Genomic DNA, 24,259 nt, shown 5'->3' on the forward strand with positions numbered 1-24,259 from the left:
CTTGAATGAATGCATGAACAAAAATTCTAGGACCGCATTCGTGCATCAAAACGTGAGCGCGGCCTCGGCTTACAAGCCCAGTGTCGTGGCCGGAAAGGCAGGCCGCGCATGGCGCAGGCACTCGTCGATCCGCTCGCGCAGGGCCCGGCGGCTGTCGGCCTGATGGCTGCACACGCCGCGGCTGCGCTCGGGGTCGACGCGGTGCAGCGACCAGGTCGACGTGAGGATCAGGCTCGGCACCGACGGCGCGCCCGCACCGCTGCAGGCGCGCGCATCGACCACATGGCTCCAGAGCCGGCGCCACTCGACGAAGCGCGCGTGCGAGCGGTCGAAGACCTGGAAGTCCTCGGCCAGCAGCACGAGGCTTCGGCCGCTCGCTGCCCAGGCCTGCAGGGCCGCGATGGTGCGGCGCTCGCCCAGCGGCCAGTCGGCGAAGCCCGGGTCGCTGAAGACGATCTCGCGCCAGCCCTGCTGCGCGGCGGCGGCGAAGGCGCTGCGCAGGTGCGCATCGAAGGCCACGCGGCCGTCGAAGGGGCCGTCGGGCAAGGCGGGCCGTTCGGAGGGCGGCATGTCAGTCGGCATGGGCCCATCCGGCCTCGCACCAGTCGCTGAGCAAGGCGATCGCGTCGTCGCTCGCACGGGCCAGGTCGCGTGCGTCGAGCGTCCGCTGGTCGGCCAGGCGGCGCATCAGGGTCGCGTCGCGGCCGCCGGCACGGAAGCTCTCGCCGTTGATGTAGAGATGGCGCACGTCGTAGAGCATGCGGGTGCGGCGGTCGAGCCGCACGCCCTGCAACGTGCCGGGCGCCTCGCCCGCGTCGAACCACACGTTGGACTTGGGCTCGGTCATCGATTCGCCCAGCGCGCGGTCGATCGCGTCGGGGTCGCGCAGCGCGGCCTCGACGGCCTGCCGCGCAAAGGCTTGCAGGGCAGCGGGCATGGCGGCCGGCTGCTCGACCGCCGCCTGGGCCGGGTCGCGGTAGTGCGCCGACGGCCGGTCCGTGGCGTCCTGCAGCGCATCGGCCTGCGCCTCGGCCATGCGCGCCAGCAGGTCGGCGCCCAGCGGCAGGGCCGCCGGCGAACGCAGGCCGATCGAACAGGTCATGCAATCGCCGCCCACCGCGACGCCGTCGTGCGCATAGCGCGGCGGCAGGTAGAGCATGTCGCCCGGCTCGAGCACGAAGCTCTCTTCGGGCTCGAACTGCGCGAGGATCTTGAGCGGCACGTCCGGCTGCAGGCGCAGGTCGCGCTGGCGGCCGATCGACCAGCGGCGGCGCCCGCTCGCCTGCAGCAGGAACACGTCGTAGCTGTCGAAATGCGGGCCGACGCCGCCGCTGTCGCTGGCGTAGCTGATCATCAGGTCGTCGAGCCGGGCATCGGGCAGGAAGCGGAACTCACGCATCAGCGCGTGAGCACCCGCATGATGCAGGTCGACGCCCTGGACCAGCAGCGACCACCCCGGCTGCTGCAGCGGCGGCAGGGCGCGCCGTGCGAAGGGCCCGTGCCGGAGCGTCCAGCCCTGGGGCCGCTGCCGGATCAGGCGCGACTCGACACCCTCCTGCGCGGCGAGGTCGAACAGGGCGCTGCGCGGCACCGGCGGCACCATCCGGGGCATGGCCTGGCGCACCAGCAGCGGCTTCTTCTGCCAATGGCGGCGCATGAACTGCGCCGCCGTGAGGCCGCCCAGGAGCGTGAGAGGGGAATGAATGTCCATGGGAGAATTCTGCAATGGAAATTTCTGAACAATGCGTGGTCGGCCTGACCTGGACCCTCAAGGACACCCTGGGCGACGTGCTCGACGTGCTGGATGACCCGGTCGAGTTTCTCGTCGGCGGCGACGACCTTTTCGACGCGATCGAAGCCGTGCTGCAGGGCCACGAACCCGGCGCGCGGGTGCAACTGCAGCTCGAACCCGAACAGGCCTTCGGCGACTTCAACGACCAGCTGCTCTTCCTCGAACCGCGCACGCTCTTCCCCGAAGGCACCGAGGAAGGCATGACCTTCGACGGCGCCGCCCTGCCCGACGGCGTGAACCCCGACATGCCCAAGGACGTGATCTACACCGTGGCGGAAATCTACCCCGAGCACCTCGTGCTCGACGGCAACCACCCGCTCGCCGGCATCGCGCTGCGCCTGGACCTCACCGTGCGCTCGGTGCGCGAGGCCACCGAGGAAGAGATCGGCCGCGGCTCCGCCGGGACCGGCTTCTTCAAGCTGGCCTCGGCGATGCCGGGCAGCGACACACTGCACTGAACCGACAAGAAACGCCCCAACAGAAAGCCCCGCGATGCGGGGCTTTCTTGCTTCGGGGGTGGGTCAGTACCTTGAGATCTGTCCACCGTTGATCACGACCCGGTCGCCGATGCGCAGATCACCCGGCGACGGCACGTCGAAGGCCCGGTAGCCGCCGTGCTCGGTCTGCACGGAAATGCGGTAGCTCTCGTAGGCACGCGGCGCATTGTTGTTGGCCTCGATGTTGTTGCCCAGCAGCGCGCCGCCGACGATGCCCAGGGCCGTGGCCGCTGCGCGCCCGCCGCCGTGGCCGATCTGGTTGCCCAGCACGCCACCGATCACGCCGCCGGCCACCGCACCGCCACCGCCGGGCGCGGCGCCGCGCGTCTCGCTGCGCACGACCTCGATGTTGGCGATCTGGCCGTACTCGACGTACGGCCCCTGCGGCGCTGCATAGGCCGGCTGTGTGTGCGGGTAGTAGGGATAGCGGGCCGTCTCATAGACCGGCTGGGGCGCCACGCAGGCGGTCAGCGTCGCCAGCGCCGCCACGCCCGCTGTGAGCGAAAGGATGCGAAGTTGTTTCTTCATGTGTCTGTACTCCACGGAACCTGTTGAACGGGACACGCCCGCCTTCTCTTAACGCGCCGACCTGCGGTCCGATGACCGCTCATTCTGCTGGCGGATCATGGAGAGTTCGAGGAGACCGGTTTGTAGGGAGTTCCCGGCTTTGCACCAGGGACACATTCGCAGCGCGCGATGCGAATCAGCTTCGCCCGGTGGAGCCGTAGCCGCCTTCGCCGCGCTCGCTCGGCGGGAACTCGGCCACCACGTTGAACTGCGCCTGCACCACCGGCACGATCACCAGTTGCGCCAGCCGCTCCATGGGCTGCAGCACGAAGGCGGTGTCGCTGCGATTCCAGGCGCTGACCTTGAGTTCGCCCTGGTAGTCGCTGTCGATCAACCCGACCAGGTTGCCCAGCACGATGCCGTGCTTGTGGCCCAGGCCCGAGCGCGGGAGGATCAGGGCCGCGTAGTCGGGGTCCGCCAAATGGATGGCGATGCCGGTGCCGACCAACTGCCAGGCATTGGGCGCGAGCGTGATCGGCGCGTCGAGGCAGGCGCGCAGATCGAGGCCGGCGCTGCCGGGGGTGGCATAGGCGGGGAGTTGGTCCGCCATGCGCGGATCGAGGATGCGGACGTCGACGTTCACGGATTCACTTGCCTTTTTGTCGTTGCTGTTGCTGTTTTTCGGCGGCCTGGCGGGCCATGTCTTCCAGCCAGGTGCGCCATGTATCGATACCGGGCGGCAGGAGGCGCCGACGGAAGCGGTGAGCCAGCCAGAGGCCGGCGCCGAAGACGAGCAGCACCAGGCCGAAGGGCACGCCGGCCATGGCCATCGCGACCAGCAGGCCGACCCACACCAGGACGGCACCGCGGATCAGGTCCACCGACGCCGGACGCGCGGCGCCAGGTGCCGCGTCCCCTGCCGTCTTGCGCACGAGCGGGCGCGGCCGCACCGCGCCATGCGGGGGCGAGGCGCCGCCGGGCAGTTCCTCCGTCGGCACCATGCCCACGTCGAGCGCATGGTCGCCATCGGCCTCGGAGGTGCGACGTGCGAGGGCCGAGCGGGCGGACAGTTGCTCCACGTAGCGCGCGAAGTCGCCGTCCGGCGGCGTGTTCCATTGCGGGTTCATGTCGGCTTGGTCGCCGGCAGGCGCACGGCGATCTCGGCGGCCAGTTCGCGCGCGAGCTGCAGCTTGGGGGCGCGGGGCAGTTCGCGCATGCCATCGGCATCCACCAGCAGCAGGCTGTTGTCGTCCTGACCGAAGGTGAGCGGACCGATGTTGCCCACCAGCAGCGGGATGCCCTTGCGCAGGCGCTTGGCCTTGGCGTGCTCGGCCAGGTTCTCGCTCTCGGCCGCGAAGCCGACGCAGAACAGTTCGCCGCTGCGCCCGCGCGCGCTCTGCGCGATCGTCGCGAGGATGTCCGGGTTCTCGACGAAATGCAGCACCGGCGGCTGGCCGCTGCCGTCCTTCTTGATCTTCTGCTCGCTGTGCGAGGCCGGCCGCCAGTCGGCCACGGCCGCCGTGGCGACGAAGACCGACGCCGTGCGGGCCTCGCGCTCGGCCGCATCGCACATCTCCAGCGCGGACATCACGTCGATGCGGCGCACGCCGCGCGGCGTGGCCAGGTGCACCGGGCCGGCGATCAGCGTGACCTCGGCGCCGGCCTCGCGCGCGGCGCGGGCGATCGAAAAGCCCATCTTGCCGGACGAATGGTTGGTGATGCCGCGGATCGGGTCCAGCGCCTCGAAGGTCGGCCCGGCCGTGACCAACACCCGTTGGCCCGCCAGCAGCTTCGGCTGGAAGAAGGCCGTGACGTCCTCCAGCAACTGGGCCGGCTCGAGCATGCGGCCGTCGCCGGTCTCGCCGCAAGCCTGCCAGCCGCTGCCCACGCCCAGCATCGTGGCGCCGTCGGCCGCCACCTGCTGCAGGTTGCGCTGGGTCGCGGGGTGGGCCCACATCTCGCGGTTCATGGCGGGGGCGATCAGCAGCGGCACGCGGTCCATCGGCCGGGCCAGGCACATCAGGCTCAGCAGTTCGTCGCTGCGCCCTTCGGCCAGCCGCGCGATGAAGTCGGCGCTGCACGGCGCCAGCACGATCGCATCGGCCTCGCGGCTCAGGTTGATGTGCGGCATGTTGTTGTCCTCGCGCGGGTCCCACTGCGAGGTGTAGACCCGCCGGCCGGACAGCGCCTGCATGGTGACGGGCGTCATGAACTGCGTCGCCGCCTCGGTCATCACCACCTGCACGGTGGCACCCGCCTTGACGAAGAGCCGGCAGAGCTCGGCCGCCTTGTAGCAGGCGACGCCGCCGGTGAGTCCCAGAACGATGTGTTTGCCGGCGAGGTCTTGCATGCCGGTATTGTTGCTCAGGCCGCGCCATCCGCCCCCCGCCGCGATGTCCCCAGTGCGGGACGGGCGGTTCGCGCCACCTATAATCCTCATTTCCCACTGACCGGACTTGAAAGTCTGGAAATGGCATGACCAAATTCGTCTTCGTCACCGGCGGTGTGGTGTCTTCCCTGGGCAAGGGAATCGCCTCCGCCTCTCTCGCCGCCATCCTCGAATCGCGCGGCCTCAAAGTCACCCTCATCAAGCTGGATCCGTACATCAACGTCGATCCCGGCACGATGTCGCCGTTCCAGCACGGCGAGGTGTTCGTCACCGACGACGGCGCCGAGACCGACCTCGACCTGGGCCACTACGAGCGCTTCATCAACACCCGGATGCGCAAGGCCAACAACTTCACGACCGGCCAGATCTACAAGTCGGTCCTCGAGAAGGAACGCCGCGGCGACTACCTCGGCAAGACCGTGCAGGTGATCCCGCACATCACCAACGAAATCCAGGAATACATCAAGCGCGGCGCCGGCATCGGCACGGCGCACGAGGTCGACGTGGCCATCGTCGAGATCGGCGGCACGGTCGGCGACATCGAGTCGCTGCCCTTCCTCGAAGCGGTGCGCCAGATGAGCTTGCGCAACGGCCCCAACAACTCGGCGTTCGTGCACCTGTCGTATGTGCCGTGGATCGCCGCCGCCGGCGAGCTCAAGACCAAGCCGACCCAGCACACCGCCAAGGAGCTGCGTGCCATCGGCATCCAGGCCGACGTGTTGCTCTGCCGCGCCGACCGGCCCATTCCCGACGACGAGCGCGCCAAGATCTCGTTGTTCTCGAACGTGCCCGAATGGGGCGTGATCTCGATGTGGGACGTGGACACCATCTACAAGGTGCCGCGCATGCTGCACGAGCAGGGCCTGGACGGCCTGATCTGCGACAAGCTGCGCATCAACACGCCGCCGGCCAAGCTGCAGCGCTGGGACGACCTGGTGTACGAGGTCGAGCACCCGCAGCGCGAGGTGACCATCGCCATGGTCGGCAAGTACGTCGACCTGTCGGACAGCTACAAGTCGCTGAACGAAGCGCTGCGCCATGCCGGCATGAAGAACCATGCCCGCGTGAAGATCGACTACATCGATTCGGAAACCATCACGCCGCAGGACGTCTCGCGCCTGTCGAAGTACGACGGCGTGCTGGTGCCCGGCGGCTTCGGCCAGCGCGGCGTCGAAGGCAAGATCTCCGCCGCCAAGTTCGCCCGCGAGACGCTGGTGCCCTACCTGGGCATCTGCCTGGGCATGCAGGTCGCGACCATCGAGTACGCCCGCAACGTGGCCGGCCTCAAGAACGCCAACAGCACCGAGTTCGACCCGACGACGCCGACCCCCGTGATCGCGCTGATCACCGAGTGGAAGGACGCCGACGGCAGCATCAAGACGCGCGACGAGAAGTCCGACCTGGGCGGCACCATGCGCCTGGGCGCGCAGAGCTCCGACGTGGCCCCCGGCACGCTGGCCCACAGCATCTACGGCGACGTGGTGACCGAGCGCCACCGCCACCGCTACGAAGCCAACGTCAACTACCTCGACGAGTTGCGCCGCGCCGGCCTGGTGATCTCGGCGCTGACGCAGCGCGAGCACCTGACCGAAATCGTGGAGCTGCCGCAGGACGTGCACCCGTGGTTCATGGGCGTGCAGTTCCACCCCGAATTCAAGTCCACGCCCTGGAGTGGTCATCCGTTGTTCAACGCATTCATCAAGGCGGCGCTGGACCACCAGGGCGCCGACAAGAAGGCCCTCAAGGTCGTCGCCTGACAAGGAACCCATGAAACTCTGCGGATTCGACATCGGCCTGGACCAGCCCTTCTTCCTGATCGCCGGCCCCTGCGTGGTCGAGTCGGAGCAGCTGCAGATGGACACGGCCGGCACGCTCAAGGACATCACCTCGGCGCTGGGCATCCCGTTCATCTTCAAGAGCAGCTTCGACAAGGCCAACCGCTCGTCGGGCACCAGCTTCCGCGGCCCCGGCCGCGACAAGGGCCTGGAGATCCTGGCGAAGGTCAAGCGCGAGCTGGGCCTGCCGGTGCTGACCGACGTCCACACGAACGACGACATCACCGAGGCCGCCAAGGTGGTCGACGTGCTGCAGACGCCCGCCTTCCTGTGCCGCCAGACCGACTTCATCCGCGCCGTGGCGCAGTCGGGCAAGCCGGTGAACATCAAGAAGGGCCAGTTCCTCGCGCCGCACGACATGAAGAACGTGATCGACAAGGCGCGCGCTGCCGCCAGGGAAGTCGGCCTCGACGAGGACAGCTTCATGGCCTGCGAGCGCGGTGCGAGCTTCGGCTACAACAACCTCGTCTCCGACATGCGCTCGCTGGCGATCATGCGCGAGACGAAGGCGCCGGTGGTGTTCGACGCCACGCACTCGGTGCAGCTGCCCGGCGGCCAGGGCACGACCTCCGGCGGCCAGCGCGAGATGGTGCCGGTGCTCTCGCGCGCAGCGGTGGCGGTCGGCGTGGCCGGCCTCTTCATGGAGACGCACCCCGATCCGTCGAAGGCCCTGAGCGACGGCCCCAACGCCGTGCCGCTCAAGCACATGAAGGCGCTGCTCGAAACGCTCGTCGCGCTCGACCAGGTCACCAAGAAAAACGCTTTCCTCGAGGACATCTTCCAGTCATGACCAGTGCCTACATCATCGCCAACGTCGAAGTCACCAACCCGACGCAGTACGAGGAATACAAGAAATGGTCGACCGCGGCCATGCAGGCGCACGGCGCCGAGGTGTGCGTGCGCGGCGGCAAGGTCGAGGTGCTGGAAGGCGACTGGGCGCCGCAGCGCCTGGTGATCCTCAAGTTTCCCAGCGTCGAAGCCGCCAAGAAGTTCGACAGCTCCCCCGAATACGGCAAGGCGCGCGCGGCGCGCCAGGGCGCCGCGATCATGCGCATGATCGTGGTCGAAGGCGTTTAAGTTTTTTTGTTTTGAGAAAGAGACGCAATGAGTGCAATCGTTGACATCGTCGGGCGCGAGATTCTCGACAGCCGCGGCAACCCCACCGTCGAATGCGACGTGCTGCTGGAAAGCGGCACCATGGGCCGTGCCGCCGTGCCTTCGGGCGCATCGACCGGTTCGCGCGAAGCCATCGAGCTGCGCGACGGCGACAAGGGCCGCTACCTCGGCAAGGGCGTGCTGAAGGCCGTCGAGAACATCAACACCGAGATCTCCGAATCGGTGCTCGGCCTCGACGCAAGCGAACAGGCCTTCCTCGACCGCACGCTGTGCGACCTCGACGGTACCGACAACAAGGCCCGCCTGGGCGCCAACGCCACGCTGGCCGTGTCGATGGCCGTGGCTCGCGCGGCGGCCGAAGAGTCGGGCCTGCCGCTGTACCGCTACTTCGGCGGCATGGGCGGCATGCAGCTGCCGGTGCCGATGATGAACGTCATCAACGGCGGCGCGCACGCCAACAACAGCCTGGACCTGCAGGAATTCATGATCATCCCCGTGGGCGCCAAGAGCTTCCGCGAATCGGTGCGCTACGGTGCCGAGGTGTTCCATGCCCTGAAGAAGATCCTGGGCGACCGCGGCATCAGCACGGCGGTCGGCGACGAAGGCGGCTTCGCCCCCAGCGTCGAGAGCCATGAAGCGGCCATCCAGCTGATCCTCGAAGCGATCGACAAGGCCGGCTACGTGGCGGGCGAGCAGATCGCCCTGGGCCTGGACTGCGCGGCCAGCGAGTTCTATAAGGACGGCAAGTACGTGCTGGCCGGCGAGAACCTCTCGCTGTCGGCCGAGAGCTGGACCGACATGCTGGCCACCTGGGTCGACAAGTACCCGATCATCAGCATCGAGGACGGCATGCACGAAGGCGACTGGGACGGCTGGAAGCACCTGACCGAACGCCTGGGCAAGCGCGTGCAGTTGGTGGGCGACGACCTCTTCGTCACCAACACCAAGATCCTGCAGGAAGGCATCGACCGCGGCATCGCCAACTCGATCCTGATCAAGATCAACCAGATCGGCACGCTGACCGAGACCTTCGCCGCCATCGAGATGGCCAAGCGCGCGGGCTACACGGCCGTCATCTCGCACCGCTCGGGCGAGACCGAAGACTCGACCATCGCCGACATCGCCGTGGGCACCAACGCCGGCCAGATCAAGACCGGCTCGCTGTCGCGCTCGGACCGCATCGCCAAGTACAACCAGCTGCTGCGCATCGAGGAAGACCTCGGCGACATCGCCAGCTACCCCGGCCGCGCCGCGTTCTACAACCTGCGCTGATCTTCCGTCCTCCGAGGCATGCGCTCGCGCGTCGTTCCCATCGTCCTGGCCCTGTTGCTGCTGATCCTTCAGTGGCAGCTGTGGACGGGGCGCGGGAGCGTGCCCGAGGTGTCCAAGCTCGAAGACAAGCTGAGCGCGCAGAAGGAGTCGAATGCGCGCGCCTCCCTCGCCAACGACCGGCTCGCCTCCGAGGTCAACGACCTGAAGGAAGGTCTGGAGATGGTCGAGGAACGTGCCCGGCAGGAGTTGGGCATGGTCAAGCCGGACGAGGTCTTCGTCCAAATTACACACTGACTGGGCCGGGATGCCCGCGTTCTTCTCGGCGCCGGCCTTCGTGCTGTGGGGCGCCCCGACCAGCTGGCTCGAAGTGATTGCCGCATTGCTGGCCCTGGCCATGGTCGGCTGCAACATGCGCGAGATCCACTGGGGCTGGCCGCTGGCCATCGTCAGCTCGCTGCTCTATTTCTTCGTGTTCTTCGAGGCGCGCATCTATGGCGATGCCTCGCTGCAGATCTTCTTCGCCGTCGTCGCCGTCTGGGGCTGGTTCCAGTGGCTGCTCGGGCACCGCGGCGACGGTGCGCCGCTGCGTGTGGCGCGCCTGTCGTCCCGCGGCATGGCGCTGACGCTGCTGGCCTGCGCCATCGCCTGGCCGGCGGTCGCCCTCTTCCTGCGCCGATTCACCGACACCGACGTGCCGTGGTGGGACGGCTTCGCCACCGGCCTGAGCCTCGTCGGCCAGTTCCTGCTGGGGCGCAAGTTCATCGAGAACTGGTGGGTGTGGCTTGCCGTGAACATGGTGAGCATCGGCCTCTTCATCCACAAGGGCCTGTGGCTCACGGTCGGGCTCTACGCGGTGTTCGCCGCGCTGAGCGTGGCGGGCTACCTCGCCTGGCGCCGGCGGCTGGCGCCTTCCGCCGCATGACGCCCTCGCTCACCCGCGGAAGCGTGATCGCCGTGGTCGGCGCCGAGAGCACCGGCAAGACGGAGCTCGCGCGCGTGCTCGGCGAGCGGCTGACGCAGCGCGGCATCGCGACCACGCTGGTGCCCGAACTGCTGCGCGACTGGTGCATCCGCAATGGCCGCACGCCCCGCCCCGACGAGCAGGCCGCCATCGCCGACGAGCAGACGCGCCGCATCGCCGAGGCTGCACGCCACGGCGTGGTGGTGGCCGACACCACGGCGCTGATGACCGCCGTGTACAGCGACCTGCTGTTCGACGACCCCGCGCTGTACACCGACGCGCTCGCCGCACAGGCCGGCTACACGATGACGCTGCTGACCGCGCTCGACCTGCCCTGGGTGGCCGACGGCTTGCAGCGCGACGGGCCCCATGTGCGCGAGCCGGTCGACGCCCTGGTGCGCACGGCCCTCGCGCGTGCGAGCGTCTCGTATGCGGTGGTGCATGGCCGTGGGCCCGGGCGCCTGGCCAGCGCCTTGACCGCACTGAACCTGGCCAGCGACACCGAGCCGGCGGTATCGACCCGTGTGGTGGGCGAGGCCTGGCGGTGGTCCTGCGAGAAATGCTCCGACCCGGTGTGCGAGCACCGGCTGTTCACCGATCTCCTGTCGCGGCGCACCTGAGGCCGCCATCGCGATGGTCTGCGGTCGCGCCCTCTTCCTGCTGTTCCTGAGCGTCGCCATGGCCCAGGCCGTCGCGGTGCCGGCCTCGGTCACGGTCAGCAACCACAGCCGCAGCACCGCCTGCGCCGAGGAGGACAACGTCTCGCTGCACCTGCAGGCGCCGGGCATCACGCGTCTGCGTGTCGAGGCGCTGCCGCCGCCCTACCTCGACCAGATCGAACGCGACATCACCGCGCCCGATTTCTCCGGCTGCCATTTCGACGGTCGCACGCATCCGACCGACCCGGTCTACCGCTTCCGCGAAGGTCGGGTCGTGCTGCACGACGGCCCGCGATGGCGCATCGTCGGGCTCACGCTGCCGACCTTCTGGCGGCCGCAGCGGGTGCCGGTGCGCATCGGCCAGCGCACGGTGCGCGGCATCCACCTGCTGCAGGTGTTCGCGAAGACCCGCGGCACGGCGCCGCCGCGCGAGGTGCTGGTGCTCTACCCGGCCGACGGCTACTGGCGCATCAAGCCGGTGCCCGCGCCGCGCCTGGGCGACGGGGTCTATGGCTCGTCCTTCCTGCTCGGGCCGGTGGTGGACGAAGGCCGGCCGGTGGTGAACATCGCGTCGATCCGCATCGCGACGCAGCCGCTCGTTCTGCATCTGCGCTTCGCCGATGGCGGGCAGGCGCGCGTCGCGGTGGAAGAAGCCAGCCCAGCCCGTACGGCGCTGGACGTGTCGTTCTCGCCGGCCGTAGATGGCGCTGCGCCATTCGCAACCTTGCGCTCGATGCATGTCGCACCCGACAACGCCGACGTGAGCGAGATCACGTGGCGGCAGGAGGCGGACACAGCGCTGCAGACGAAGCCGCTCGACGCGGTGCGTCGCATCGAGGCGACCGACGTGCGCTTCGGACGCAGCGTGCCGTCGCGCCACAACAGCAGCGCACCCGACATCCGCTTCCACGACTTCGAAGCGGCGGGTCGCTGAGCCTTACTGGACGGTCGGGCTTGGCGGCAGCTGGTCGCCCGGCGGACGGAAGATCTGCGCCGCATCGACCGCGTCGAAGCGGTACTGCTTGCCGCAGAAGTCGCAGCCGACCTCGATGTCGCCGCGCTCCGCGAGGATGCTCTCGGCCTCTTCCACGCCCAGCCCGCGGATCATCTGCGCCACGCGCTCGCGCCCGCAGGTGCAGGCGAAGTGCGGGCCCAGCATGCCCTTCTGCGGCTCGAAGCGCAGCAGCTTCTCTTCCCAGAACAGGCGGCGCAGGATGGTCTCGACGTCCAGCGTCAGCAGCTCGTCGCGCGTGAGCGTCGAGGCCAGGATCGAGATGCGGTTGTAGTCCTCGTTCAGGCCGATCTCGTCTTCGTTGGCCGGGTTGCGGTCGCCGCCCGCCGTGCCTTCGAGGTTGCCTTCGCCCTTGACCGGCAGGCGCTGGATCAAGAGGCCCGCCGCCACCTTGTCGTCGGCCGCCAGCACCAGCGTGGTGTCGAGCTGCTCGCTCTGCAGCATGTAGTGCTGCAGCACCTCGCTGAGCTTGCCGAGCTTCTCGCCCTCGTCACCGAACAGCGGCACCACGCCCTGGTAGGGCTGCTGGCCGGGGACGCGGCCCTTCGGCTCGAGCGTGATTGCGCAGCGGCCCTTGTTGTTCACGTTGACCATGTCGGGCAGGCGCGCATCGGCGGGCAGCTCGCCCACCACCGTGGCGGTGGCACGCAGGCTCAGGTCGGGCTTGACCTCGGCCACCGCCACCTTGACCGGGCCGTCGCCGAAGATCTGCAGGATGAGCGAGCCGTTGAACTTGATGTTCGACTGCATCAGCGTGGCGGCCGCGGTCATCTCGCCCAGCAGCTCGGCCACCGGCGGCGGGTAGGCGCCGGTCGTCGTGTTCGCCGCGCGCCGCGCCAGGATCTCCTGCCAGGCATCGGTCAGGCGCACGATCATGCCGCGCACCGGCATGCCGTCGAACAGGAATTTGTGCAGCTCGCTCAAAACAATCCTTCGCTCCCTCAGGAGATTTTCTTGAGGCCCTTCGCGAAGCGACGGCCGTTGTCCACATAGTGTTCCGCGCTGGCGCGCAGCTTGGCGGCGGCCGCCTCGTCGAGCGTGCGCACCACCTTGGCCGGCGATCCGATGATGAGGGAGTTGTCCGGAAACTCCTTGCCCTCGGTCACCACGCTGCCCGCGCCAACGATCGAGTTGCGGCCGATCTTCGCGTTATTCAAGACCACCGCCTGGATGCCGATCAGCGAGTTGTCACCCACCGTGCAGCCATGCAGCATGACCTGGTGCCCGATCGTCACGTTCTCGCCGATGGTGAGCGGGCAGCCCACGTCGGCATGCAGCACCGACAGGTCCTGCACGTTGCTGTTGCGGCCGATGGTGAGCGGCTCGGTGTCGCCGCGCAGCACGGCGCCGAACCAGACGCTGACGTTCTCGCCGAGCACCACCGCCCCCATCACCTGCGCACTGTCGGCGACCCAGGTGCCGTCTGCCAGTTGCGGCGCCACGCCGTCGAGTTCATACAAGGCCATCGTGTGTCTCCGTGGTCGAAAACTAGAATTGTAGGGATGCACCCCCGCCTCGGCGCCCTCGCTGCGCTTCGCCTCACCGACCCCGATGCCAAGGTGGCGGCGACGCGCGCGCTTGCCGCTGTGAGCCTTGCCGCGCCGATGCCGGAAATCGCGGTGCGACAGCCCGGCGACGACGGCGGCGTGCCCGGCCGGCCCGAGCGGCCACTGACCGTGTCGGCCATGGACGTCGGCAAGCGTTCGCCCTTCACGCCCGACGGCCGGGCGGCGCTGGTTCACTCCATCTGCCACATCGAGTTCAACGCGATCAACCTCGCGCTCGACGCCCTGTGGCGCTTCGATGGCATGCCCGAGGCCTACTACCGCGACTGGCTGCGCGTGGCCGACGAAGAGGCGCAGCACTTCACGCTGCTGCATGCGCACCTGCAGACGCTGGGCTTTCGCTACGGCGACTTCACCGGCCACGACGGCCTGTGGTCGATGTGCGAGAAGACGAAGCACGATGTGCTGGCCCGCATGGCGCTGGTGCCGCGCACGCTGGAGGCGCGCGGGCTCGACGCCACGCCGCTGATCCAGGCCAAGCTGCAGCGCGTGAACACGCCCGACGCCCACGCGGCCATCGCGATCCTTGACATCATCCTGCGCGACGAGGTGGGCCACGTGGCCATCGGCAACCGCTGGTACCGCTGGCTGTGCGAACGTGAAGGCGTTGACCCGATGGCGCACTACCGCATGCTGTACCGCCGGCACGAGGCACCGCGGCTGAAGGCGCCGTTCAACCTCGAGGCGCGGGCCCGCGCCGGCTTCACCGACGAAGAACTCGCGGACCTGGCCGCGACCTGAGCGACGAATGACGCGCTAAGTGGCGCGCTCGACCACCACCAGCTTCGGCGTGAAGCGCTGCAGCACCTCGCCGCGCTGGTTCTTCGTCTCGCAGCGCGCCTGCACCATGGCGCGTCCGGGCTTGGAACGCGACGGCACGATCTCCAGGATCTCGGCCTCGACGTGCAGCACGTCGTCAGGCCGCGTCGGCTGCGGCCAGTGCAGTTCGCCGCCGGAGCCGATCACACCGTCGGCCAGCGGCAAGCCGCTCTCGACCAGCAGCTTCATGGTGAGCGCGGCGGTGTGCCAGCCACTCGCGGCCAGGCCGCGGAAGAAAGTGGCTTCGGCCGCATCGGGGTCGGTGTGGAAGGTCTGCGGATCGAACTGCGCCGCGAAGGCGACGATCTGCGCTGCATCGAGCGCATGTTCGCCGCTGGTGAAGCGGTCGCCGACCGACAGGTCGTCGAGGTACAGGTTGCGGCGCGGCGCTGCCGGCGAATGCGTTTCGGCCATGGAGGTCTCCTTTTTGTTTTTGAGTTGTGCCTATCTTGGCATCAGACGCGCTCGAGCACCGTCGCAATGCCCTGCCCGCCGCCCACGCATTGCGTCGACAGCGCATAGCGCCCGTTCTCGCGCACCAGCAGCGACGCGGCCTTGCCCGTGATGCGCGCGCCGGTCGCGCCCAGCGGGTGGCCGATGGCGAGGCCGCCGCCATCGAGGTTGACGGTCGCCGGGTCCAGCCCGAGGTCGCGGATGCAAGCCAGCGCCTGCGACGAGAAGGCCTCGTTGATCTCCACGACGTCGAGGTCGGCCACCGTGAGACCGGCGCGCGCCAGCGCCTTGCGCGTCGCCGGGATCGGGCCGATGCCCATGATGGCCGGATCGACGCCGACCGACGCGAAGGACCGGACGCGCGCCATCGGCGCGAGGCCATGCTGCTCGGCGAAGGCGTCGCTGGTGACCAGCACCACAGCCGCGCCATCGGTCAACGGCGACGACGTGCCGGCCGTCACCGAGCCGTCGGGCCGGAAGGCCGGCTTCAGGCCGGCCAGTGCTTCGAGCGAGGTGGCCGGGCGGATGCAGCCGTCGGCGTCGATCACGTCGCCGTTGGCCAGCCGCACCGGAATGATCTCGTCGACCAGGCGGCCTTCGGCACGCGCCGCGGTCGCCTTGCGATGCGACTCGACGGCCAGCGCCTCCTGGTCGGCCCGGCTCACGTGCCAGCGCGCGGCCACGTTCTCGGCCGTCTCGCCCATCGACAGGTAGGCCGATGTGTTCGCCAGCAACTCGGGGTTGGGCGAGAAGTTGAAGCCGCCCTGCGGCACCATGGTCATCGACTCCACGCCCACGCACAGGAAGGCCTCGCCCATGCCGGCCTCGATCTGCGCTGCGGCGATGTGCACCGCCTGCATCGACGAGCCGCAGAAGCGGTTGACCGTCATGCCGCCGACTTCCTGCGGCAGACCGGCCAGCAGGCCGACGATGCGTGCCAGGTTGTTGCCCTGCGAGGCTTCGGGGTAGGCGCAGCCGAGGATCACGTCCTCGATCAGCGCGGGGTCGAGGTCGGTGCGCGCGAGCAGGCCGCTCACCGCCTGCGCGGCGAGCGTGTCGGGCCGCACCTCGGCGAGCGCGCCCTTGCGGGCGAAGTGGAAGGGGGTGCGCGCGTAGGCGGCGATGACGGCTTTCATGGAGGAACTCCTTGGATGAAACTACCGACCAATCGGTAGTCTTGACGACGAAAGAAAAGCACGCCGAAGCGTGCCGGGGTGGACGACATCAGCGCGGGATCGATTGCTTGAGTTGGGCGATGGCCTCGTCGAAATCCTCGACGCGGCCGGTCATGCGCGCGGACAGCAACGCACCCTGGCAGGCGGCGAACACATAGCCAGCCAGCGCACCGGCCGACACCGGCGGCGTCACCTCGTGCAACAGCGCGCCGAGCACGCCGGTGAGCCACATCACCTGCGTGCTGCGCAGCTCGCGCACGGCCTGGCGCAGGTCTTCGTCGATGCAGTCCCAACCCGGCGCCATGGCCCCGGCGGGGCAGACGGCTGCGCCGGCGTGGAGTGCCTGGCGGTACATGCGGAAATAGGCGTCGAGCGCCGCATCGGCGGCGCGCGGCCTGGCGGCCCAGTCGCGGAAGCCCTGGCTCGCCTCGCGCAGCACCTCGATACCCAGGGCCTCCTTGGTCGGGAAGTGGTGGTACAGGCTGGCCTTGCGGATGCCGACCTGGTCGGCCAGGTCCTGAAAGCTGAAACCCAGGTACGAGCGCGTCTGGATCAACTGGCGCGCGACGCGCAGGATCTGCGCGCGGGTGGAGGCGGCCGGAACGGCCAGGGAAGCAGCGGACATCAGCCTACTATAAGGTAGGCTGATGCTGTCCGCCAGCGGTCGCCGGCCGATGCCCCCGCGGCTCAGTCGGCCTTGATGCCGGCCGCCTTGATGACGCGGCCGTCGGCCTCGTACTCGGCCGCGATGGCCTTGGCGAAGTCCGCCACGGCGCCGCCGGTCGGCACGTTGTCGGTGGCGGTCAGCTTGGCGCGCAGGTCGGGCGTGGCCAGGGCCTTGTTGATCTCGGCGTTGTAGCGCGCGGCCAGCGGCGGCGGCAGGCCGGCCGGCGCGAACACGCCGAACAGCGACGAGAGGTTGGCGGCCGGGTAGCCCAGCTCGGCCAGCGTCGGCACGTTGGGCAGGCTCTCGAGCCGGGCCGGCGCGCCCACCGCCAGCGGCCGGAGCTTGCCCGCCTTGATGTGCTGCGAGAGCGTGGCGCCCGCGTTGGTCGACAGCACCTCGAACTGCCCGCCCAGCGCATCGTTCATCTGCTGCCCGCCGCCCTTGTAGGGCACATGCGTCACCTCGATGCGGGCGGCGGTGTGCAACTGCTCGAGCATGATGTGGCCGAGCGAGGCCTGGCCCGAGGTCGCCCAGCGGATCGCACCGGGCTTGGCCCTGGCGTCGGCCAGCAGCCCGGCGAAATCCTTGCTCGTGCTGGCCGAGGTCGCCATCAGCAGCACCGGCGAGTACATCACGCTGGCGATCGGCTGGATGTCCTTCAGGGGGTCGAAGGGCGAGCGGCCCAGGTGCGGGTTCAGCACCAGCGGGCTGATCGCCGAGAAGCCCAGCGTGGCGCCGTCGGGTGCGGCCTTGGCGACCGCGTCCATGCCGATGCTGCCGCTGGCGCCGGCCTTGTTCTCGATCACGACCGCGATGTTCATCTGCGCCGCCAGCTTGTCGGCCAGGGCGCGCGCCACCGCGTCGCTCACGCCACCGGCCGGGTAGGCGACGATGATGCGCAAGGTCTTGGGCAGGGTCTGCGCCGAAGCGCTGCTGCTGCCCAGTGTGGCTGCGAACAGGGTGGCGGCGACGGAAACAAGGAGCGCGTCGCGCCGCGAAAATCGGGGATTCATTCGGTCTCTCTGGTGAAGTAGCGTGATTGGATCAAGCGGATTTTGCCGCCATGCGGCCGGCGCAACGTGCATGGGCTGGCGTGCTGCGTCATCCCCGCGGATGGTGCTGCGCGTGCAGCTGCTTCAGTCGCTCGCGTGCCACATGGGTGTAGATCGTCGTGGTCGAGATGTCGGCGTGGCCCAGCAGCAGTTGCACCGCGCGCAGGTCGGCGCCGTGGTTGAGCAGGTGCGTGGCGAAGGCGTGGCGCAGCGTGTGCGGCGACAGCGGCACGCGGATGCCCGCGGCCTCGGCCTGCTTCTTCACGATGATCCAGAACATCACGCGCGTCATGCCCGCGCCGCGTGCGGTCACGAACAGGTCGGGGGTCTGCTGGCCGCCGAGGATCTCGGGCCGCGATTCGTCCATGTAGCGCTCGATCCAGCGGCGCGCCTCGCCGCCGAAGGGCACCAGCCGCTCCTTGCTGCCCTTGCCCATCACGCGCAGCACGCCGTCGTTCAGGCTCAGCTCGAAGACCTTGAGCGAGACCAGCTCGCTCACGCGCAGCCCGCTCGCGTACATCAGCTCGAGCATGGCCCGGTCGCGCAGGCCCAGCGGCGTGGTCACGTCCGGCGCGTTCAGCAGGTCGTCGACCTGCTTCTCCGACAGCAGCTTGATGGCGCGCGGCGCCTGCCGCGCCGGTGCCAGGCGCAGCGTCGGGTCGGCCGCGATGCGGTTCTCGCGCAGCGCCCAGCGGTAGTAACGCTTGAAGACGGTCAGCCGCCGGTTGGCCGACGTGGCCTTGCCGGTCTTGCCTTCGCGCCCGCCATGCGCCAGGCGCGCCCCCATGTAGGCCTGCACGTCGTGCTCGGCCGCGCGGTCGAGCGCGGTGTGACGCTCGGCCTGGAGCCACTGCGCGAAGAGCGCCAGGTCGCGCCGGTACGCCGCGAGCGTGTTCTTGGACAGCCCGTCCTCCAGCCACAGGGCATCGACGAAATCGTCGATCTCAGGTGTGGCCGGGGCAGCGGGCGAAATGGGTTCTGACATGGCCCCACAAGATAACAAACAAAAAAGCCGCCCGAAGGCGGCTGGATGGGCGAAGCAGCAGCGCCGCTTATTCGAGCTTGAGCTTCTGCTTGGCCACGACCTGCTTGTAGATCTCGTACTCGGCCTTGATCTGCGCGGCGAACTGCTCGGGCGTGTTGGCCACGATGATCGAGTCGGTGTCCTCGATGCGCTTCTTCACGGCCGGATCGGCCAGCGCCTTGCGCGTGCCTTCGCTGATCTTGTCGACGACGTCCTTCGGCAGACCCTTGGGGCCGAGGATGCCGTAGTAGGCCATGCGGTTCACCGGCTCCAGGCCGACTTCCTTGAAGGTCGGCACGTTCGGCAGTGCAGCCACGCGGTTGGGCGCGCTCACCACGATCGGGATCAACCGGCCGGCCTTGATGAAGGGCAGCGCCGAGGGCAGGTTGTCGAAGATGATCGGCACCTGGCCGGCCACCGTGTCGTTGAGCGCCGGGCCGGCACCGCGGTACGGGATGTGCGTGACGAAGGTGTTCGTCAGGCTCTTGTACAGCTCCATCAGCAGGTGGCCGATGCCGCCGGTGCCCGACGACGCGTACGAGTACTTGCCGGGGTTCTTCTTGAGTTCGGCCACGAACTCGGCGTAATTCTTGGCCGGGAAGTTCGGGTTGACCGCGATGATGTTCGGCGTCGCGGCGATGTTGATGATCGGCGTGAAGTCGTTGATCGGGTCGTACGGCGTCTTGGGGTTGATGGCCGGGTTGGCCGCCGTGCTCGACACGGTAGCGATGCCCAGCTTGTAGCCGTCGGCCGGGGCACGCGCGGTTTCGGCCGCGCCCACGATGCCGCCGCCGCCGGCGCGGTTCACCACCACCACGGGCTGCCCCAGCACCTTGCCCAGCGGATCGGCCACGACGCGCGCGATGATGTCGGTGGTGCCGCCGGGTGCGAAAGGCACGCTCAGTTCGATCGGCTTGTTCGGATAGCCCTGGGCCAGCGCCGGGCCGGCGACAGCGACCAGCGCAGCGGCGCCCACGAGAGCGCTCCATTGACGACGTTGCATCTGCAAACTCCTGGTAAGTCGAAAAACACGAAACCCTGATGCTAGCGGGTTCATCCCGCCGGCCGTTCCCAGGATTACCCACGGAACCCCCGGTTTATCCTCGAAGCAGTGAACTACGCGCAACTCCTCTTCCCCGACTTCTCCCTCATCGCCTGCGGCTGGCTCCTGTGCCGCTACACCGCGCTGGACCGCCGCGTGTGGGACCAGGTCGAGTCGCTGGTCTACTACTTTCTCTTTCCGGTCCTGCTGTTCCACTCGATCGTGCGCAGCCCGATCGACTTCGGCGCCACGTCGAACCTCCTGGCTGCGGGCCTGGGCGTGGGCGTCGCCGGCATCGTGCTGGCCTACGCCCTGCCCCACCTGCCGGGGCTCGGCCGGCACATCGACCGGCGCGAACACGCGGGCAGCGCGCAGATCGCCTTCCGCTTCAATTCCTTCATCTGCCTGGCCATGGCCGACCGGCTGGCCGGGCCGCAGGGCCTGTTGCTGATCGCGGTGCTCATCGGCGTGTGCGTGCCGCTGATGAACGTGGCGGCGGTATGGCCCATGGCGCGGCATGCGCAGACCGGCTTCGTGCGCCAGTTGCTGCGCAACCCGCTGATCATCGCGACCGCCTCGGGCCTGGTGGTCAACCTGCTCGGCATCACGGTGCCCGGGTGGATGGAGCCCTCGCTCAATCGCATCGGCGCGGCCTCGCTGGCGCTGGGCCTGATGGCCGCGGGCGCGGGCATGCAGTTCGCGACCCTCGCGCAGGGCAAGGTGCTGGCCGTGTCGCTGCTGTCCATCCGCCACCTGATCCTGCCGCTGATCGGCTGGGGCCTGGCGCGTGCGCTTCGGCTCGACCCGGCGCAGTCGGCGGTGCTGATGGCCTTCGCGGCGGTGCCGACCGCATCGAGCGCCTACGTGCTGGCGGCGCGCATGGGCTACAACGGCCCCTACGTCGCGGGGCTGGTCACGCTCTCGACCATCCTCGGGGTGCTCAGCCTGCCCTTCGCGCTGTCGCTGCCGCGCTGAGCCGGCGCGTGCTCGGCACCATGGCATACGCCGTTTTGCGGATGGTTCGCCGAGTACCCAGGGCCTAGCATCCACCCCGGGCGACATCGAGCGGCGCTGTCCGGCGTCCCTGCGCACCAGGAGATGGCATGGGTTTCAGTCTCGACGAACTGCAGGGGAAAACGGCAGCGTGGGCCGTGGGTCTGCTGCTGCTGATCGCTCTCTGCTGGATGGCATGGCACCGCATCGCGGACCGGCGCGAGGCGCGCCAGCGCATCGAAGCCGCGCGCGTGCGCTCCGGCCACATCCCGCTGGAGATTCCGACCGTGCGCGGCGGCCTGAGCCCGGGCCGCGACGACGACGCCCCCGACACGCTGCCCGAATGGTTCATCCAGGGCAAGGGCGAGCACGCGGTGGTCGACGAACACCCACGCATCCACCTGCGCTACCGCGATCCGAACGGCCGCAAGGCCGAATGCACGATGAAGGTCGAGAAGATCGACCTGCGCAAGCGCTACCTCGCCGGCTACGGCGACCTGCCCGGGGAGCAGCACGTCGTGCCGCTGCACGCGATCAAGGCGGCACGCATCGCCGACACCGGGCAGCGCTTCAACGTCGATTTCTGGGTCGACGCGGTGAGGGTGGCGCGGCGCCGGCGCGGCGAAGCGTAGCCAGCCTCCGCCTCCGTCCTCCCCTGCGTCCCGCCCCTCGGTTGCAGCCCGGATAATCGGTCCACATGCCGGCCTGCGACGCAGCCCGTTCGCAGCGCCGCGGATCGATGGAGAAACAGGAAAAGATGCTGACCGACAAGGGAAAGTCCGAGACGCCCGAGAAAAAACCCGAGGACTTTGCGGGCCACACGCCCATGATGGCGCAGTACCTGCGCCTGAAGGCCGACCACCCGGACACCCTGCTGTTCTACCGGATGGGCGACTTCTACGAGCTGTTCTACGGCGACGCCGAGAAGGCCGCGCGGCTGCTCGACATCACGCTGACGCAGCGCGGCCAGTCGGCCGGGCAGCCGGTGGTAATGGCGGGCGTGCCTTTCCACGCGGTGGATGCATACCTCGGCCGGCTCATCAAGCTGGGCGAATCGGTGGCGATCTGCGAACAGGTCGGCGAGGTCGGCGCCAGCAAGGGGCCGGTCGAGCGCAAGGTGATGCGGGTGGTCACGCCCGGCACGCTGACCGACGCGGAGCTGCTCAACGACAAGAGCGAATCGCTGCTGCTCGCCGTGCAGGCCAGCGGCCGCCACGCGATCGGCCTGGCGTGGCTGAGCGTGACCGGCGCCGAGCTGCGGCTGGCCGAGTGCCCGGCCGACACACTCGAAGCCTGGATCGCCCGCATCGCGCCGAGCGAACTGCTCTACAGCGCCGAGGTCACGCCGGCCTTCGAGAACCGCCTGAAGGCGGCGCGCGCGGCGCAGCCCTTCACGCTGTCGGTGCGGCCGGCCTGGCAGTTCGACGGCGCGCTGGGCGAGCGCAAGCTGTGCGAACAGCTGGGCAGCGCCAGCCTCGCCGCCTGGAATGCCGAAGGGCTGCCCAACGCGCACGCCGCCGCCTCGGCCCTGCTGGGCTACGCCGAACACACGCAGGGGCGCACGCTGTCGCATGTGCAGCGCCTGACGGTCGAGCGCGACGGCGACCTGATCGAGCTGCCGCCCGCCACGCGGCGCAACCTCGAACTCGTGCAGACGCTGCGCGGCGAAGACGCGCCCACCCTCTTCTCGCTGCTCGACACCTGCATGACCGGCATGGGCAGCCGCCTGCTCAAGCGCTGGCTGCTGTCGCCGCGGCGCGAGCGCAGCGAGGCGCAGGCACGGCTCGATGCCATCGGCACGCTGCAGTCCCATGCGCCCGGCGCGGCGGTGGCGCCGTGGCGCGCCCTGCGCGACGCGTTGAAGAACACCAGCGACGTCGAGCGCATCGCCGCGCGCATCGCGCTGCGCCAGGTGCGCCCGCGCGAGCTGGTCGCACTGCGGCTGGGGCTGGCCAAGGCCGAACAGCTGTCGCCGCTGCTGCCCGGGGGCGCTGCGCTGCTCCAGCAGATTGCGCAGACGCTCGCACCGCCGCCCGGCTGCATCGAGCTGCTGGTGAGCGCGATGAAGCCCGACCCGGCCGCGCTGGTGCGCGACGGCGGCGTGATCGCCACCGGGCACGACGCCGAGCTCGACGAGCTGCGCGCCATCAGCGACAACTGCGACGACTTCCTGCTCAAGCTCGAAGTGCAGGAGCGCGAGCGCACCGGCATCTCCAACCTGCGCGTGCAGTTCAACCGGGTGCACGGCTTCTACATCGAGGTCACGCAGAGCGCGCTCGCCAAGGTGCCCGACAACTACCGCCGCCGCCAGACGCTGAAGAACGCCGAGCGCTTCATCACGCCCGAACTCAAGGCCTTCGAGGACAAGGCGCTGAGCGCGCAGGACCGCGCGCTGGCCCGCGAGAAGTGGCTGTACGAACAACTGCTGGACGCGCTGCAGCCGCATGTGAACGCCCTCACGCGCCTGGCGGCCGGCATCGCCACGCTCGATGCGCTGTGCACGCTGGCCGAGCGCTCGCACACGCTGCACTGGAAGGCGCCGAGCTTCGTCGCCCACCCCTGCATCGAGATCGTGCAGGGCCGCCACCCGGTGGTGGAAGCCCGTCTGGCCGAGAAGTCGTCGGGCGGCTTCATCGCCAACGACACGGCGCTTGGGCCCCAGCAGCGCATGCAGGTCATCACCGGGCCGAACATGGGCGGCAAGTCGACCTACATGCGGCAGATCGCGATCATCGTGCTGCTGGCCTCCATCGGCTCGCACGTGCCCGCCACGGCCTGCCGGCTCGGGCCGATCGATGCCATCCACACCCGCATCGGCGCCGCCGACGACCTGGCCAACGCGCAATCGACCTTCATGCTCGAGATGACCGAGGCGGCGCAGATCCTGCACAGCGCCACGGCGCAGTCGCTGGTGCTGATGGACGAGATCGGCCGCGGCACCAGCACCTTCGACGGCCTGGCGCTGGCCGCCGGCATCGCCGCGCAGCTGCACGACCGCACCAGGGCCTTCACGCTGTTCGCCACGCACTACTTCGAGCTGACCGAATTCCCCGCCACACACCACGGCGCGGTCAACATGCACGTGAGCGCCACCGAATCAGGCCGCGACATCGTCTTCCTGCACGAGATGCAGCCCGGCCCGGCGAGCAAGAGCTACGGCATCCAGGTGGCACGGCTGGCCGGCATGCCGGCGGCGGTGGTCAACCACGCGCGCCAGGCCCTGGAGGCGCTGGAGGCGCAGCAGACCCAGACGCGCGCCCAGGTCGATCTGTTCGCCCCGCCGCCCGCCTCGCAGGCGCCGACGGTCAGCGCCGTAGAATCGGCCGTGGCCGCGCTCGAGCTCGATGCGATGAGCCCCAGGGAGGCGCTCGAAGCGCTGTACACACTTCAAAAACTCAACGCGCGCGAAAGCGGTCGAGGCTGAGTCGG

Annotated in this window: 27 protein-coding genes; 13 read left to right on the forward strand and 14 right to left on the reverse strand. The window is 69.1% G+C overall.

Going from position 1 to position 24,259, the window contains the following annotated elements; translation table 11 throughout:
- Positions 1–69 precede the first annotated feature (69 nt).
- Positions 70–582, reverse strand: a complete 513-nt coding sequence (locus tag N8A90_RS20700; protein WP_262076944.1) for a hypothetical protein — start codon at positions 580–582, stop codon at positions 70–72.
- Entirely contained in the window at positions 572–1,711 is a 1,140-nt protein-coding gene (locus N8A90_RS20705; RefSeq protein ID WP_262076945.1) for a JmjC domain-containing protein, read from the reverse strand. The genes N8A90_RS20700 and N8A90_RS20705 overlap by 11 nt, the downstream gene beginning before the upstream one ends.
- 14 nt (positions 1,712–1,725) lie before the next feature.
- Between N8A90_RS20705 and N8A90_RS20710 the strand changes: the two genes are divergently transcribed.
- A complete protein-coding gene (locus N8A90_RS20710; RefSeq protein ID WP_262076946.1) occupies positions 1,726–2,250 on the forward strand; it encodes a peptidylprolyl isomerase in 525 nt (174 codons plus the stop codon).
- A 63-nt stretch (positions 2,251–2,313) separates the two neighbouring features.
- On the opposite strand, the gene N8A90_RS20715 is transcribed toward N8A90_RS20710, so the two are convergent.
- From N8A90_RS20715 to coaBC, 4 genes are all read right to left on the reverse strand, one after another.
- The gene (locus N8A90_RS20715) at positions 2,314–2,817 is read right to left on the reverse strand and encodes a glycine zipper 2TM domain-containing protein (protein WP_262076947.1); all 504 of its coding nucleotides are present in this window, start codon (positions 2,815–2,817) and stop codon (positions 2,314–2,316) included.
- Between the two features lie 175 nt (positions 2,818–2,992).
- Complete coding sequence (gene dut / locus N8A90_RS20720; protein ID WP_262076949.1) at positions 2,993–3,439, reverse strand: dUTP diphosphatase; 447 nt, start codon at positions 3,437–3,439, stop codon at positions 2,993–2,995.
- A 4-nt stretch (positions 3,440–3,443) separates the two neighbouring features.
- Positions 3,444–3,923 (reverse strand): hypothetical protein, encoded by a 480-nt coding sequence (locus tag N8A90_RS20725; RefSeq protein WP_262076950.1) that lies wholly within the window; start codon positions 3,921–3,923, stop codon positions 3,444–3,446.
- Complete coding sequence (coaBC, locus tag N8A90_RS20730; protein WP_262076953.1) at positions 3,920–5,146, reverse strand: bifunctional phosphopantothenoylcysteine decarboxylase/phosphopantothenate--cysteine ligase CoaBC; 1,227 nt, start codon at positions 5,144–5,146, stop codon at positions 3,920–3,922. The genes N8A90_RS20725 and coaBC overlap by 4 nt, the downstream gene beginning before the upstream one ends.
- Positions 5,147–5,271: 125 nt before the next feature.
- Here coaBC and N8A90_RS20735 point away from each other — a divergent pair, with 125 nt between their 5' ends.
- The 8 genes from N8A90_RS20735 to N8A90_RS20770 are packed head-to-tail and all read left to right on the forward strand — an operon-like array spanning position 5,272 to position 11,962.
- The gene (locus N8A90_RS20735; RefSeq protein WP_262076954.1) at positions 5,272–6,942 is read left to right on the forward strand and encodes a CTP synthase; all 1,671 of its coding nucleotides are present in this window, start codon (positions 5,272–5,274) and stop codon (positions 6,940–6,942) included.
- A 10-nt stretch (positions 6,943–6,952) separates the two neighbouring features.
- Positions 6,953–7,810: a 3-deoxy-8-phosphooctulonate synthase gene (gene kdsA, locus N8A90_RS20740; protein WP_262076956.1), complete on the forward strand. Its 858-nt coding sequence runs from the start codon at positions 6,953–6,955 to the stop codon at positions 7,808–7,810.
- On the forward strand, positions 7,807–8,097 hold the full coding sequence (locus N8A90_RS20745; RefSeq protein WP_262076958.1) for a DUF1330 domain-containing protein: 291 nt from the start codon (positions 7,807–7,809) through the stop codon (positions 8,095–8,097). Before kdsA ends, N8A90_RS20745 begins: the two co-directional genes overlap by 4 nt.
- Before the next feature lie 27 nt (positions 8,098–8,124).
- Positions 8,125–9,408, forward strand: coding sequence for a phosphopyruvate hydratase (eno, locus tag N8A90_RS20750; protein WP_262076960.1), 1,284 nt, complete (start codon positions 8,125–8,127; stop codon positions 9,406–9,408).
- Positions 9,409–9,426: 18 nt separating this feature from the next.
- Complete coding sequence (ftsB, locus tag N8A90_RS20755; protein WP_262076962.1) at positions 9,427–9,702, forward strand: cell division protein FtsB; 276 nt, start codon at positions 9,427–9,429, stop codon at positions 9,700–9,702.
- 10 nt (positions 9,703–9,712) lie between these two features.
- A complete protein-coding gene (gene pnuC, locus N8A90_RS20760; protein ID WP_262076964.1) occupies positions 9,713–10,330 on the forward strand; it encodes a nicotinamide riboside transporter PnuC in 618 nt (205 codons plus the stop codon).
- Positions 10,327–10,989: an ATP-binding protein gene (locus N8A90_RS20765; RefSeq protein ID WP_262076965.1), complete on the forward strand. Its 663-nt coding sequence runs from the start codon at positions 10,327–10,329 to the stop codon at positions 10,987–10,989. Before pnuC ends, N8A90_RS20765 begins: the two co-directional genes overlap by 4 nt.
- A gap of 13 nt (positions 10,990–11,002) precedes the next feature.
- Entirely contained in the window at positions 11,003–11,962 is a 960-nt protein-coding gene (locus N8A90_RS20770; RefSeq protein ID WP_262076966.1) for a hypothetical protein, read from the forward strand.
- A 3-nt stretch (positions 11,963–11,965) separates the two neighbouring features.
- Here N8A90_RS20770 and N8A90_RS20775 read toward each other — a convergent pair whose 3' ends face one another.
- Both N8A90_RS20775 and N8A90_RS20780 read right to left on the reverse strand, forming a co-directional pair.
- Entirely contained in the window at positions 11,966–12,964 is a 999-nt protein-coding gene (locus N8A90_RS20775) for an Hsp33 family molecular chaperone HslO (RefSeq protein ID WP_262076968.1), read from the reverse strand.
- 17 nt (positions 12,965–12,981) lie between these two features.
- Positions 12,982–13,506: a gamma carbonic anhydrase family protein gene (locus N8A90_RS20780; protein ID WP_262076970.1), complete on the reverse strand. Its 525-nt coding sequence runs from the start codon at positions 13,504–13,506 to the stop codon at positions 12,982–12,984.
- Between the two features lie 36 nt (positions 13,507–13,542).
- On the opposite strand from N8A90_RS20780, the gene N8A90_RS20785 reads away from it, so the two are divergent.
- Entirely contained in the window at positions 13,543–14,346 is an 804-nt protein-coding gene (locus N8A90_RS20785) for a ferritin-like domain-containing protein (RefSeq protein ID WP_262076972.1), read from the forward strand.
- A gap of 15 nt (positions 14,347–14,361) precedes the next feature.
- Here N8A90_RS20785 and N8A90_RS20790 read toward each other — a convergent pair whose 3' ends face one another.
- From N8A90_RS20790 to N8A90_RS20815, 6 genes are all read right to left on the reverse strand, one after another.
- Entirely contained in the window at positions 14,362–14,838 is a 477-nt protein-coding gene (locus N8A90_RS20790) for a MaoC family dehydratase (RefSeq protein WP_262076974.1), read from the reverse strand.
- A gap of 41 nt (positions 14,839–14,879) precedes the next feature.
- Positions 14,880–16,013, reverse strand: coding sequence for a thiolase family protein (locus N8A90_RS20795; RefSeq protein ID WP_262076976.1), 1,134 nt, complete (start codon positions 16,011–16,013; stop codon positions 14,880–14,882).
- Positions 16,014–16,101: 88 nt separating this feature from the next.
- Positions 16,102–16,677 carry a TetR/AcrR family transcriptional regulator gene (locus tag N8A90_RS20800; protein ID WP_262076977.1) on the reverse strand — a complete coding sequence of 192 codons (576 nt, stop codon included), beginning with the start codon at positions 16,675–16,677 and terminating at the stop codon, positions 16,102–16,104.
- Between the two features lie 62 nt (positions 16,678–16,739).
- Positions 16,740–17,732, reverse strand: coding sequence for a Bug family tripartite tricarboxylate transporter substrate binding protein (locus N8A90_RS20805; protein WP_262076979.1), 993 nt, complete (start codon positions 17,730–17,732; stop codon positions 16,740–16,742).
- 88 nt (positions 17,733–17,820) lie between these two features.
- Positions 17,821–18,756 carry a site-specific tyrosine recombinase XerD gene (gene xerD, locus N8A90_RS20810; RefSeq protein ID WP_262076980.1) on the reverse strand — a complete coding sequence of 312 codons (936 nt, stop codon included), beginning with the start codon at positions 18,754–18,756 and terminating at the stop codon, positions 17,821–17,823.
- Positions 18,757–18,823: 67 nt separating this feature from the next.
- The gene (locus N8A90_RS20815) at positions 18,824–19,798 is read right to left on the reverse strand and encodes a tripartite tricarboxylate transporter substrate binding protein BugE (RefSeq protein WP_262076981.1); all 975 of its coding nucleotides are present in this window, start codon (positions 19,796–19,798) and stop codon (positions 18,824–18,826) included.
- A gap of 96 nt (positions 19,799–19,894) precedes the next feature.
- On the opposite strand from N8A90_RS20815, the gene N8A90_RS20820 reads away from it, so the two are divergent.
- The 3 genes from N8A90_RS20820 to mutS all read left to right on the forward strand — a co-directional run bounded on the left by N8A90_RS20820 (position 19,895) and on the right by mutS (position 24,254).
- Complete coding sequence (locus tag N8A90_RS20820) at positions 19,895–20,812, forward strand: AEC family transporter (RefSeq protein WP_262077109.1); 918 nt, start codon at positions 19,895–19,897, stop codon at positions 20,810–20,812.
- Between the two features lie 128 nt (positions 20,813–20,940).
- Entirely contained in the window at positions 20,941–21,462 is a 522-nt protein-coding gene (locus N8A90_RS20825; RefSeq protein WP_262076984.1) for a hypothetical protein, read from the forward strand.
- A 125-nt stretch (positions 21,463–21,587) separates the two neighbouring features.
- Complete coding sequence (mutS, locus tag N8A90_RS20830; protein WP_262076986.1) at positions 21,588–24,254, forward strand: DNA mismatch repair protein MutS; 2,667 nt, start codon at positions 21,588–21,590, stop codon at positions 24,252–24,254.
- Positions 24,255–24,259 lie beyond the last annotated feature (5 nt).

Origin of the sequence: Variovorax sp. N23 (assembly GCF_025486315.1) — a bacterium.
In the GTDB taxonomy this organism is placed as follows: Bacteria; Pseudomonadota; Gammaproteobacteria; order Burkholderiales; family Burkholderiaceae_C; genus Variovorax.

What these genes read in the sequence shown, in the direction of transcription:
- N8A90_RS20790 (WP_262076974.1), bottom strand. Translation starts at nt 14,838, where the DNA reads ATGGCCGAAACGCATTCGCCGGCAGCGCCGCGCCGCAACCTGTACCTC.
- xerD (WP_262076980.1), bottom strand. Translation starts at nt 18,756, where the DNA reads ATGTCAGAACCCATTTCGCCCGCTGCCCCGGCCACACCTGAGATCGAC.
- N8A90_RS20795 (WP_262076976.1), bottom strand. Translation starts at nt 16,013, where the DNA reads ATGAAAGCCGTCATCGCCGCCTACGCGCGCACCCCCTTCCACTTCGCC.
- N8A90_RS20780 (WP_262076970.1), bottom strand. Translation starts at nt 13,506, where the DNA reads ATGGCCTTGTATGAACTCGACGGCGTGGCGCCGCAACTGGCAGACGGC.
- eno (WP_262076960.1), top strand. Translation starts at nt 8,125, where the DNA reads ATGAGTGCAATCGTTGACATCGTCGGGCGCGAGATTCTCGACAGCCGC.
- coaBC (WP_262076953.1), bottom strand. Translation starts at nt 5,146, where the DNA reads ATGCAAGACCTCGCCGGCAAACACATCGTTCTGGGACTCACCGGCGGC.
- mutS (WP_262076986.1), top strand. Translation starts at nt 21,588, where the DNA reads ATGCTGACCGACAAGGGAAAGTCCGAGACGCCCGAGAAAAAACCCGAG.
- N8A90_RS20715 (WP_262076947.1), bottom strand. Translation starts at nt 2,817, where the DNA reads ATGAAGAAACAACTTCGCATCCTTTCGCTCACAGCGGGCGTGGCGGCG.
- N8A90_RS20785 (WP_262076972.1), top strand. Translation starts at nt 13,543, where the DNA reads ATGCACCCCCGCCTCGGCGCCCTCGCTGCGCTTCGCCTCACCGACCCC.
- kdsA (WP_262076956.1), top strand. Translation starts at nt 6,953, where the DNA reads ATGAAACTCTGCGGATTCGACATCGGCCTGGACCAGCCCTTCTTCCTG.
- N8A90_RS20765 (WP_262076965.1), top strand. Translation starts at nt 10,327, where the DNA reads ATGACGCCCTCGCTCACCCGCGGAAGCGTGATCGCCGTGGTCGGCGCC.
- N8A90_RS20770 (WP_262076966.1), top strand. Translation starts at nt 11,003, where the DNA reads ATGGTCTGCGGTCGCGCCCTCTTCCTGCTGTTCCTGAGCGTCGCCATG.
- pnuC (WP_262076964.1), top strand. Translation starts at nt 9,713, where the DNA reads ATGCCCGCGTTCTTCTCGGCGCCGGCCTTCGTGCTGTGGGGCGCCCCG.
- N8A90_RS20735 (WP_262076954.1), top strand. Translation starts at nt 5,272, where the DNA reads ATGACCAAATTCGTCTTCGTCACCGGCGGTGTGGTGTCTTCCCTGGGC.
- N8A90_RS20745 (WP_262076958.1), top strand. Translation starts at nt 7,807, where the DNA reads ATGACCAGTGCCTACATCATCGCCAACGTCGAAGTCACCAACCCGACG.
- N8A90_RS20815 (WP_262076981.1), bottom strand. Translation starts at nt 19,798, where the DNA reads ATGCAACGTCGTCAATGGAGCGCTCTCGTGGGCGCCGCTGCGCTGGTC.
- N8A90_RS20805 (WP_262076979.1), bottom strand. Translation starts at nt 17,732, where the DNA reads ATGAATCCCCGATTTTCGCGGCGCGACGCGCTCCTTGTTTCCGTCGCC.
- N8A90_RS20825 (WP_262076984.1), top strand. Translation starts at nt 20,941, where the DNA reads ATGGGTTTCAGTCTCGACGAACTGCAGGGGAAAACGGCAGCGTGGGCC.
- N8A90_RS20705 (WP_262076945.1), bottom strand. Translation starts at nt 1,711, where the DNA reads ATGGACATTCATTCCCCTCTCACGCTCCTGGGCGGCCTCACGGCGGCG.
- N8A90_RS20725 (WP_262076950.1), bottom strand. Translation starts at nt 3,923, where the DNA reads ATGAACCCGCAATGGAACACGCCGCCGGACGGCGACTTCGCGCGCTAC.
- N8A90_RS20800 (WP_262076977.1), bottom strand. Translation starts at nt 16,677, where the DNA reads ATGTCCGCTGCTTCCCTGGCCGTTCCGGCCGCCTCCACCCGCGCGCAG.
- ftsB (WP_262076962.1), top strand. Translation starts at nt 9,427, where the DNA reads ATGCGCTCGCGCGTCGTTCCCATCGTCCTGGCCCTGTTGCTGCTGATC.
- N8A90_RS20710 (WP_262076946.1), top strand. Translation starts at nt 1,726, where the DNA reads ATGGAAATTTCTGAACAATGCGTGGTCGGCCTGACCTGGACCCTCAAG.
- N8A90_RS20700 (WP_262076944.1), bottom strand. Translation starts at nt 582, where the DNA reads ATGCCGACTGACATGCCGCCCTCCGAACGGCCCGCCTTGCCCGACGGC.